We start from the raw sequence: 10,712 nt of genomic DNA on the forward strand, positions 1-10,712 counted from the left end.
TCTCCATTCCCTGCACGCTGAAAACGGCAACTTCACCTTGATAATTGCCGCCGTCGTGCAGCCAGTCAAAGCCAACTTGACCTGTTGAATCGGGTGTGAAGAAACCGGAGGTAACGCCTAAACCTGTCAGCGGATCGACTTTGCCGTCGGGTGTTAAACTAACTTGATAATTTGTATCGCGGGCAGGGGCGGAAATTTTGAGTGCATAATTTGTTGCACCCAAGTTATCGATGCTAAATGTTCCTGAATTTGTGCCGTCGGTTTCGATGTCTTTGACGACTTTTCCCTGACTGTCGAGAAGCTGCATCCCGACACCGGAACTAAATCCTTCAGCCGTAACTCGAAAGCTGCCTGGATTTAGCCGATCGAAACGATAGGTGTCTGTGGGGTCAGTTTTACCTGCGAAGTCGATCGAGAAATAGTTGTCCTTGAGATTGCCGATAGAAGTAGTAGACATTTTACACCTCGATTAATCCGATAACTTTGGGCTGACATTTATGGTAGTGGTGCACAAGTAAGGTTTTTCGTTTTCTCAATCCTTATGCAGGCAGGGTTATATCGACTTGCATCATTGCTTTTGCAGGACTACCACATTTATCTATCTGAAGTGCGCCGGAGTTTTTATGCGTTTTGTAATATAACTTCACACAGAGTGATTAAACTCGCTGAACTTCCGCCGCTACTTATCTATCTGGAGTGCGTCGGAGTTTTTATGCGAAGTTTCTGTTTTTGTAATATAACTTTACATAGAAGGTGCGATCGCCCGTAGCACAAGGCACTGTGGCATTTTTATTTTTGCATATAAAATTTAGACCCCTCAATTTTCTAGATCCCTTGCACAGTGGCGTAGTTTTTGACACTCATTTATTTAGTGAAATTTTGTTTGATTGACAAGAATAATATTATTTTTCAGAAGCCAGCACATCAGCAATATGTCTAGAAAGTCTAGGCCAATTGGCTTATTTCTAAATATATGTAGTTGTATTGAACCCAAAAAAGAGGAACCAGCGATCGCTCGTCCCCTTTTTACCGAAAATATACAATTTATATCAAGCACAGCTTAAGTAACGGATCATCTCTGTTTTGCATTAATGGGCGATCGCCCGCTCAATAAAAAATGTCTTTTGCCAAGCCCCAGATGCTTCCGCAGCACGCTGGGAAAGACGCTGCGGGCGGCACCGCAGACACTTTCAGCAATCTGCTGTCACCTCAGAGTCTTTTTGAGCAATTTGTCTGGCTATTTCTTGCACTTTGGAAAATCCCTTCCTTTTCCAAAAAGAGTTAATAGTCTGTGTATTGATATTCAACTGTCGGGCGATGGCGGACATTTTTTGGGGCGACTCCTCCAAGAACAATTTTTGCACGATCGACTGACAGTTGCAGTCGGGACGGTTGCGAGGATGGCAGTTGCGAAGTTTTTTGTCGGGATCGCGATCGATGTATTGTGCGATCTCCCTTGCCAAAGCTTGGTTTTTTTCGCGATCGATCCGTTCAATCTCCGCCTCCAAACCATCCAAACAGTCAATCTCGTATCTGCGATTTTCTAAATACTCTAAGCAACCATTTTTTTTGTTTTTTTTTGCATATAAATCTATAATTCGATACCTGAGATGACCGTTGATCCAATAAGTGAGACTGTCTTGAATAGGAGAACATCGAGGTTCAAACTCGTGAAGGTTACTGTCTAACCATTCCCAAGTTTTATTCAGCGCTTCCCAATAATAGGGATGAACAACTTTTGACAGTTTTGGTAAGAGTTGCAGTTGCCGCAACAACCGATTGAGCAATTTTCGACGCTGCGGGCTATCCAGCGATTCCGAGCAAATTCCTAAAATTAGCCTGCATAACAATTCGTCTTGAGGAGTGCGATCGGAATATCGTTGAAGTACCAATTTCAATTTATCTACGCGCTTCATCATCGCCCTCCTCAAAGAAGTGTATGCAAATCGAACTGAATAAAAAATCTGGCAACAAACTCGTCTTGGGTCAGTTTTTTGACTTACCCACTAAAATAAAGGATTAAATTAGCCCAAGCAAATTTGCACAAGGTGGCTGAAAACTTGCTATAATCGCGTTTAGCAGCTTGGGAAAACAAAAACCTCGGGATTCCCAAGGTTTTTTCAACAATTTTCGGGACTTGCTCATGGGGAATAATAGTCGTCGGAACCTTACCTGGAAAAAAGGTAAAGATGGTGCAAAAATATTAATTGAGGCGTTGTACTCGTTCACTGATGCGGATTTGGAAACAATTAATCCCTATGACAGCCTCAAAAAATATATTGATAGCCGTTGGCAAGGAACTAACCTGTGGGTGAAACAGACAAGGTTGCAGGATCTGGTTTATCTGACACAGAAATACGGCAAAGCTTTAGAGAAAGAGCAAATCCGCAATGCCCTTCTTTGCTTAGAAAGATTGAAAATTATGGAAGACAAGCGGGAGGTAACGAGCGCCAAAACAAAGACAGGCTCGGACAAGTGGAGTTTTTTATTGAAGTTTCCCAATCCAATCAAGGAAGAAAATTTGGAGTGGCTGTTTGGTAAAGGAGACAAACAGGGAGAATGGGAGCGTCGCAGACTAAAACTGCCAGAGGTTCCCGAATTGAGCGAAATTCAAGATGCAGAAACTTCTCTAAATTTGGAGATAGTAGCAAACAATCGGGGGTCGAGATTCAAAGAAGCGGGGGAATTAGTGGCAGCTAGGAAACAATTTGATATAGCTATTAAAATCAACCCAGATAATGCCGCAAGTTACTACAATATGGCATTGATGTACGAAGAAGCCGGAAATGTCGATCGGGCGATCGAACATTATCAGCAAGCGGCATTCCGCGGTTTTGCTGCTGCTTACTGCAATTTGGCCCGTTTGTTCATCATTGAATATAAAGATTTGCCGAAAGCTGTTCAAAAAATTGGGTACGGTTTAAAGCTGGTTGAAACGGAGAAAGTTGAGGATGACAAAATAGTCAAAGCAGCGTTGTTAATTTACCTGGCTTTGGCTTGGAAGGAACAAGGACGTTTTGAAGAAGCTTTGGAAATGCTACAAAAGTCTGTTAAACTAGATAGCGATCGCGGTTTAACCTATGGCATCATGGCAGAGGTGCAAGAACATCTGGGCAATCGTGCAGAAGCTTTGGAAGCGTGGAAAAACTGTCTCGAATACGGTAATTCCGCTGAGCGAGATGAAGATTTTTACATTGGTAAAGCGCGTCAGCGTCTGAAGTAAGCGGGATTTAGGGGAAAGTGCGATCGCCCTTTCCCCAGATTTTCGCTAGGAATCAAGGACAGGGGTATTCATTGCCATGTCTGTCGATACAAATTCGGGTTATCATGTTATTCGTGGCTGACTGAAGCTCTGTCCGAGCGATTGAAGCGCCTGAAACTGCTGCTAGTACCAATGTTGTGTTGCCGAGCGCGATCGAGCCAATCAGGAGTGGTGAAATCAATACTTTGCAATTCATACTCTTGTCTCCAAGTCAATTTTTTGAACAAAGGACAACCGAGTTAGGCCTAACTGCTGTCTACAATCACAATGTACTGAAACAAAAGAGTGACAACCAGATTTATTCAGTGCAGATAACAGTGCTTATGTGCATCTATTTGCATTTTTGTATATCTGCATTTATCTGCATCTATTTTTGTCAGTGAGAATCGACTAAAATACAACACTAAAATTATCGAATCTATGCCTCAAAAACGAAAGAAACTTCGTGGCTTACTAGCCACTGACAATGGATGTAAAATTCTTCAGGATACAAGGAGCCAGAAAGGATTTTCTTACGAAAAACTAGCAGAAGTTGCGACTGTAAATGTTGACCAAGTTAAAAGACTCAGTAATCCACATTGGAACTATCCCGTTCAACGAGATGCTATAGAAAAGATTGCTAAAGCCTTAGATTTGCATCCTAGAGATATCGTGAATCCTAATGAATGGTATCCACCGCTAACTGGGCAAGAAATTAGAGTTGGTGCAAAGATGTGGATAGATCCTGTTGTTTTTGAGCAAATCTCACCAGAGATTATTCTTGAATTCAATAAAATTTTAGAAAAAATTCCGGGGAATATTTCACTTCAAATAAATCAAATACAAGAGGGCAGTTTAATCGTATATTTTGAGACATCTCCCGAAGGATTTGATCAAATTCAAACTAGATTTAGGACGGGAGAGTTAACGCAATTACTTAAAATGGAAGTTAAGGATGTAAGACTAGATTATGTAATAGTACCGCCAGTTAATTTAGATACATGGTTCCACAATAACTTTGTTGAGGCCATTCAGGAAGGATGGCTGACAATATCTCAGATATTGGGGATAAGAAGGATTCAAGAAGCTTTTAGGTCAAATACTGTTCAACGAGCTAAACAAATTCAACTGGGCGATCGCACCCTCGCTTTAATTCTGGATTTAGAGAAACAAGACGAGCAAACAATTAGCCTATTTCTGGGGATATATCCGCTTCAAGAGCAAACCTATTTACCAGAAGACCTCAAGCTTACTATTTTTTTTGAATCCGGCGAACCTGTCGAACTCCTCGTGAATGAAAACAGAGATGGATTTAAACAGGAAATTTCATTCTCACCGGGAGAAGAGTTCAGGGTTCAAGTGACTTCTGGTGAGGACAGCATTACCGAATATTTTGAATTTTAATTAATTGAGAAGATTGAAAAAATAAACACCTATGGCAAAACTAATTTTCTTAAAAATAAACAGGGGAAGTTTTGGAAAAGGGTTTGATGTCACCTTGCAAATTGCCAAAGAAGGTCAGCCTTTTTCTATGGGAATTGATTGTCAGCTTCCATCAAGTCCAGAAAATATTTCTGAAATTTATCAGAATTTGAAAAAAGATTATTCATATTTGCGTCAGTGTTTGACTTTTCGTAATTCAGAAAGACTCAAACAGCGGATTAGCTCGAATAATACTGCCGAATGGAGAGAAAAAAGTCGCTTATCTTATCAAAAATTGACAAAAAATGTCAATTTTTGGTTAAATCAATACGACTGTGTTGAATTTAAAAAACTGAACGATCGACTCCAGCAAGAATTAGGAGAGAGTCAAGGAAAACAAGAAGAAGTTAGATTTTTTATTCAAGCAAAAGATGATTTGCTAAACAAACTGCCTTGGCATGAATGGAGTATATTTACTTATAGTAAAGCTAAAGTAGAAATTGCCTTGAGTCCGCTAGACTTTGAGAGAGTTGAAAAAATCACGCCAGTTAGCAACAATGGTAAGCTGAGAATCCTAGTAATTTTGGGTGATCGTGAAGGATTGGATTTAGAAGAAGAACGCGCTACATTAGAAGAAGGTTTTTCAGATGCAGAGGTCAGCTTTCTTCCTGAACCGACACGACAAGTTGTTAGCGATCGAATTGGATACGAAAACTGGGATATTCTATTTTTTGCGGGACATAGTTCTAGTGAGGATAACAAAGGACGAATTTATACTAGAACAACTGAGCCTAAAGAATATCTAACGGTTGAGAATTTAAAGCCAGTGTTACAAGATGCGATCGAACGGGGGTTAAAATTAGCGATTTTCAATTCCTGTGACGGGTTGCAACTTGCTTATGATTTAGCAAAATTAAATATCCCACAACTAATTGTCATGCGAGAACCCGTACCAGATCGGGTTGCACAACGGTTTTTAAGGCACTTTTTAAGAGCCTTTTCTAATAACCGAGAATCTTTATACCAAGCTGTTCGGAAAGCACGAATTATGTTGAGGAGTGATGGGTTTGAAGATGAGTTTCCTGGTGCAGCTTGGATGCCAATTATTTGTCAAAATCCCGCTGAACCTTCTCTCGTTTGGTCGAAGCTAACGACTTCGGAAGATAAAAATGTTGAAGATTTAGCTATACTTCGCAAAAACTTTTTACTAGCCAAATCCAGAAAAGAGATACTAGAAATTTTATTTAATGTAGACATTTTTCTAGAAAAGTATCCGAATGCTCCAGAAGGACGGAGTTTAAAAGAGAACATAGAGCAAATTTTAGAACAGGGACATACTCAAACTAATTACCAAAAAAAAAGCTGGAAAACCGAACATACCTTTACATCTCATTCAGACATTATTAAATCAGTCGCCATTCACCCCGACGGTCAAATCTTCGCTAGTTGCAGTCTCGATCAAACGATTAAAGTGTGGAACTTGACAACAGGAAAACTCCTCGAAAATCTCACCGAACATTCTGGTGGCGTGACTTGCGTTACTTTTAGCAGCGACGGACAAACTCTTGCCAGCAGCAGTGCCAATCCCGACGGTACTATTAAATTGTGGGATACTCAAAGCTGGCAATTGAAACGCACTCTCAAAGGCGATGACTGGGTGGTTCTTTCTGTATGGTCGATCGCCCTAACTCCTAATGGCAAAACTTTAGTCAGCGGACACCACGCTGACAGTACCGTAAAAGTTTGGAACCTGGAAACCGGGGAATTACGACACACTCTCAGAGGTCATGTTTGGGCAGTTCACGACGTTGCAATCGCTCCCGACGGCAATATAATTGCTAGTGGAAGTTTCGACAGCAATATCAAGCTTTGGAATCTTCACACAGGCAGAGAAATCCGCAATTTAAACGGCCCTGGTGACGGCCCTATTGGTTGGCCTCGTTCTTTTTTTAGCGACAACACTGTTTATGCTGTCACCTTCAGTCCCGACGGACAAACTCTCGCCAGCGGTGGCGCAAAGCAACCGATTAAACTGTGGCATTTAAGCAATGGAGAACTCAAAAGTAACTTGACAGGACATACGGATGATGTTCACGCTGTTGCCTTTAGTCCAGATGGGAAATATCTCGCCAGCGGTAGTGCCGATCGCACTATTAGAATTTGGGATTTATTTACCGGAGAAGCGATTCACACTCTCGGACATTCAGACACTGTTTATTGTCTTGCCTTTAGTCCTGACGGAGAAACTCTCATCAGTGGTAGTCGAGACAGAACTATTAAGATTTGGCGTTTTTCCCCTTGAATATAATTACTAATATCACTTTTAGAACAGGCAAGATGCCTGTTCCACAAAAATTATTGAAGATGTCTATTAAAAAATCTCCCCCACAATCATCCCCGCCAATATCACAAAACCCACCCAAACATTTTGGCGGAAAATTTGACCGTAAACGGGATTTGGAATGTCGGCCTTTCGCAGTTGACTGTACTGCAAAACCCACAAAATCGCTGCCGCACAAATTGCGATCCAGAAACCAATATGCAAATGCAAATTAATCCCCATTGCTGCTAACAAACCGACAGTCCCAACAAAGAAAAAACCGACAGCATTAGCGGCATTATCCCCAAAAAATATCGCGCTGGAATTCACACCCAAACGCAAATCATCTTCTCTGTCGCTCATCGCATAAACTGTGTCAAATCCCATCGTCCAAAACACGACTGCTCCCCACAGCAGCCAAGTTGCTATTTCTAATTGATTGACGGCGGCGCTCCAACTAATTAATACGGCAAATCCCCAGGCTATTGATAATACTAATTGCGGCACTGGAAAGACTCTTTTTGCTAGGGGATAGCAGATAATTACTGGTACGGCGGCGACACACAGCCAGAAGCTTAAAGGATTGAGATAAAAGGCGAGAATGGCGGCGCTTGCAAAGGAAATTAAGGCAACTCCGATGCCAGTTTGTACGGTGAGGGCGCGGGATGCTAGGGGGCGCGATCGCGTTCTTTCTACTTCGGGATCGATATCGCGATCCCACAAGTCGTTGATGACGCATCCCGCCGCACTCGTGGCTAAGGTTCCTAACACTATTACGCCAACTAATGCCGAGGGCGGTCTCCCGTCTGCTGCTAAAAACACGGCCCAGAGGGCTGGTATCATTAAAATAAGCCTTCCTGCTGGTTTGTCCCACCTCAAAAGCTTTACGATGGTTAGCAATGTGGATTCGGTTGGGCGATCGGACTCTTGAAGCATTTTAATTCTAGATTTTAGATTTTTAACATTAAATGTTATCAAATTTTAGGCAAAATTACCTAATATAGCGTTTCTCAAAAAAGTGATGTATGTCCCGATGCCCTATGCCCTATGCCCTAATTCCCGATTTTTGCTGATTTCATAGGATGCCTAACTGGATTTATGAAATAATCATAAATATCTGTCAACCCCCATACACTCCAATGGTTAATTCAATTGCTTCTGCGGAGTCAAATCGCATTATTGCTGCTATCGATATGGGTACTAACTCGTTTCACATGGTGGTGGCGCGGATCGACCCGAAATTGCCCGCCTTTGAGATTATTGCTAGAGAAAAAGATACGGTTCGATTGGGCGATTCCGAGGCTAAGACAGGGTGCTTGAAGTCTGAGGTTATGGAAAGGGCGATCGCCACTCTGAGCCGTTTTCTAGACATTGCTAAAACTTGCAACGCCGAACAAATTATCGCTGTGGCTACGAGTGCGGTTCGAGAAGCTCCTAACGGGCGGGATTTTCTCAAACGAGTTGCTGAGGAATTAGACCTGAATGTTAGCTTAATTTCCGGTCAGGAAGAGGCGCGGAGAATTTATCTCGGCGTGCTTTCGGGTATGGAATTCAACAATCAGTCCCAGGTGATTATTGATATTGGAGGCGGTTCTACCGAGTTGATTTTAGGAGATAGCTCGGAATCTCGCTGTCTCACCAGTACCAAAATCGGTGCTGTGCGCTTAACAAAAGAATTTGTTAAAACTGACCCGATTAGCAAAGAGGAGTTTGCCTATTTGCAAGCTTATATTCGGATTTCGCTCGAAAGACCGATCGACGAATTGCGAGCTCAATTCAAGGCTGGCGAAACTCTGCGTTTAATTGGTACCGCTGGAACCATCGAAACTCTAGCAGCCATTAACGCTCGCGAAAAGCTGGGAACAGTTCCGAGTCCGTTGACCGGCTATCAATTAAGTCTAAAGGATTTGCGCGATTTAGTCAACCGTTTCCGCAAACTTTCTTACTCAGAAAGACTGGCTATTCCGGGAATGTCGGACAAGCGGGCAGAAATTATTCTCGCCGGCGCTTTGATTTTACAGGAAGCGATGACACTATTAGGAATGGAATCGATCACTGTGTGCGATCGGTCTCTGAGAGAAGGCGTCATTGTTGACTGGATGCTGAGTCACGGTTTGATTGAAAACCGCTTGCGCTATCAAGGTTCAATCCGCCAGCGCAGCATTCTGCTGATGGCTGAAAAATATCAAGTCAATACAGAAGAAAGCGAAAGAACCGCAGAATTTTCCCTCAAATTGTTCGACCAAACCCAAGGAATGTTGCACAATTGGGGAACCGAAGAACGCGAGTTGCTGTGGGCAGCCGCGATTCTGCACAACTGCGGTTTGTACGTCAGTCATTCGGCGCACCACAAACATTCTTACTATTTAATTCGCAACGGTGAGTTATTGGGCTACACTGAAACAGAGATTGAAGTAATTGCTAATCTGGCTCGCTATCACCGGAAAAGCCCCCCGAAAAAGAAACACGATCATTTTGTAAGCCTCCCCAAAAACTACCGGGAAGTCGTTAGTAAACTGCATCCTTTTCTGAGGTTGGCTGTGGCTTTGGACAGGCGACAAATAGGTGCTATTGCCGATTTCAAAAGCGAACACCGCCCAGAAATTCAAGAGTTTCATTTGCGGCTGCAACCCCTCGACTCTGGAGACGATTGCGCTCTGGAAATGTGGAGTTTGGATTATAAAAAACCGTGTTTTGAAGACGAGTACAATCTCAAATTAGTCGCAACTTTGGAGGGAATATGCGGTTAAAAGTCATTAGTCATTAGTCATTAGTTTTTTGTTATTGGTTATTGGTTATTTGTTATTTGTTGTTTGTTACGAATTTCCAATTTCCAATTTCCAATTCTCAATTGCCAATAACAAATAACAGCTAACAGCTAACATTCAACAGCTAACAGCTAACAGTCAACAGTAAACAATCAACAATCAAATACAAAAATGTCAAATCCCTTGCTTTCCCTCAACTACGAACCAGCCCTCGAATCCCTCGGCGGCGACTATTTTGATGAAGTCCCCGCAGCCGATTTTCCCCAACATATCCTCCGTTTTCGCAACGACAAATTATTGCCAGTATTGGGTTTAGACCCCGCGCAAGTAACCGACCAACATTTCATCGAAGCATTCGGCAAATTTCACTGCGTCCGTCCATTTCTCGCACTCCGCTACCACGGCTATCAATTCAACGAATACAACCCGAATTTAGGCGACGGTAGAGGCTTTTTGTACGGTCAAGTTCGCGGTACTGACGGCAGACTTTATGACTTCGGGACTAAAGGTTCCGGTCGCACTCCCTACTCGCGGCACGCTGATGGTAGACTCACTCTCAAAGGGGGAGTTCGCGAAGTTTTAGCCGCCGAAGCTTTGCACAGGTTGGGAGTTCGGACATCTCGCTGTTTTAGTTTAGTTGAAACGGGCGATGCTTTGTGGCGGGGCGACGAACCCTCTCCCACGCGATCGTCCGTAATGGTTCGTTTCAGTCACTCTCACATTCGGTTTGGCACTTTTGAAAGACTGCATTATATCCGCCGCCCGGATTTAACTAAAAAACTTTTAGATTTTGTAATTGAATATTACTATCCCGAACTGCATTTAGCAGCCAGTAATTCTGGTACTTCTTCCGAAGAAAAGTATGCGCTATTTTATGCAGAATTAGTCAAGCGTGTAGCCGAATTAGTCGCTCAGTGGATGGCGGCTGGTTTTTGTCACGCGGTGCTGAATACTGATAATA

The 10,712-nt window shown here is 42.6% G+C and carries 7 protein-coding genes and 1 pseudogene; 5 read left to right on the forward strand and 3 right to left on the reverse strand.

Annotation, left to right across the window (positions count from 1 at the left end; genetic code table 11):
• Positions 1 to 457, reverse strand: a pseudogene (locus WBA89_RS20975) (hypothetical protein); the annotation flags it as partial.
• Between the two features lie 733 nt (positions 458 to 1,190).
• Positions 1,191 to 1,919, reverse strand: a complete 729-nt coding sequence (locus tag WBA89_RS20980; protein WP_424409175.1) for a hypothetical protein — start codon at positions 1,917 to 1,919, stop codon at positions 1,191 to 1,193.
• Positions 1,920 to 2,143: 224 nt separating this feature from the next.
• Between WBA89_RS20980 and WBA89_RS20985 the strand changes: the two genes are divergently transcribed.
• The 3 genes from WBA89_RS20985 to WBA89_RS20995 all read left to right on the forward strand — a co-directional run bounded on the left by WBA89_RS20985 (position 2,144) and on the right by WBA89_RS20995 (position 6,965).
• Positions 2,144 to 3,223, forward strand: a complete 1,080-nt coding sequence (locus WBA89_RS20985; RefSeq protein WP_424409177.1) for a tetratricopeptide repeat protein — start codon at positions 2,144 to 2,146, stop codon at positions 3,221 to 3,223.
• A gap of 459 nt (positions 3,224 to 3,682) precedes the next feature.
• Positions 3,683 to 4,645 carry a DUF1822 family protein gene (locus WBA89_RS20990; protein ID WP_424409178.1) on the forward strand — a complete coding sequence of 321 codons (963 nt, stop codon included), beginning with the start codon at positions 3,683 to 3,685 and terminating at the stop codon, positions 4,643 to 4,645.
• 31 nt (positions 4,646 to 4,676) lie between these two features.
• The gene (locus WBA89_RS20995; protein ID WP_424409179.1) at positions 4,677 to 6,965 is read left to right on the forward strand and encodes a CHAT domain-containing protein; all 2,289 of its coding nucleotides are present in this window, start codon (positions 4,677 to 4,679) and stop codon (positions 6,963 to 6,965) included.
• Positions 6,966 to 7,034: 69 nt separating this feature from the next.
• On the opposite strand, the gene WBA89_RS21000 is transcribed toward WBA89_RS20995, so the two are convergent.
• On the reverse strand, positions 7,035 to 7,919 hold the full coding sequence (locus WBA89_RS21000; protein ID WP_424409181.1) for a 4-hydroxybenzoate solanesyltransferase: 885 nt from the start codon (positions 7,917 to 7,919) through the stop codon (positions 7,035 to 7,037).
• A 203-nt stretch (positions 7,920 to 8,122) separates the two neighbouring features.
• Between WBA89_RS21000 and WBA89_RS21005 the strand changes: the two genes are divergently transcribed.
• The gene (locus tag WBA89_RS21005) at positions 8,123 to 9,733 is read left to right on the forward strand and encodes an HD domain-containing protein (RefSeq protein WP_424409183.1); all 1,611 of its coding nucleotides are present in this window, start codon (positions 8,123 to 8,125) and stop codon (positions 9,731 to 9,733) included.
• Between the two features lie 189 nt (positions 9,734 to 9,922).
• The coding region (locus tag WBA89_RS21010; RefSeq protein ID WP_424409184.1) for a protein adenylyltransferase SelO family protein at positions 9,923 to 10,712 on the forward strand (790 nt) is incomplete at its 3' end.

Origin of the sequence: Microcoleus sp., assembly GCF_049646505.1 — a bacterium.
GTDB lineage: Bacteria > Cyanobacteriota > Cyanobacteriia > Cyanobacteriales > Microcoleaceae > Microcoleus.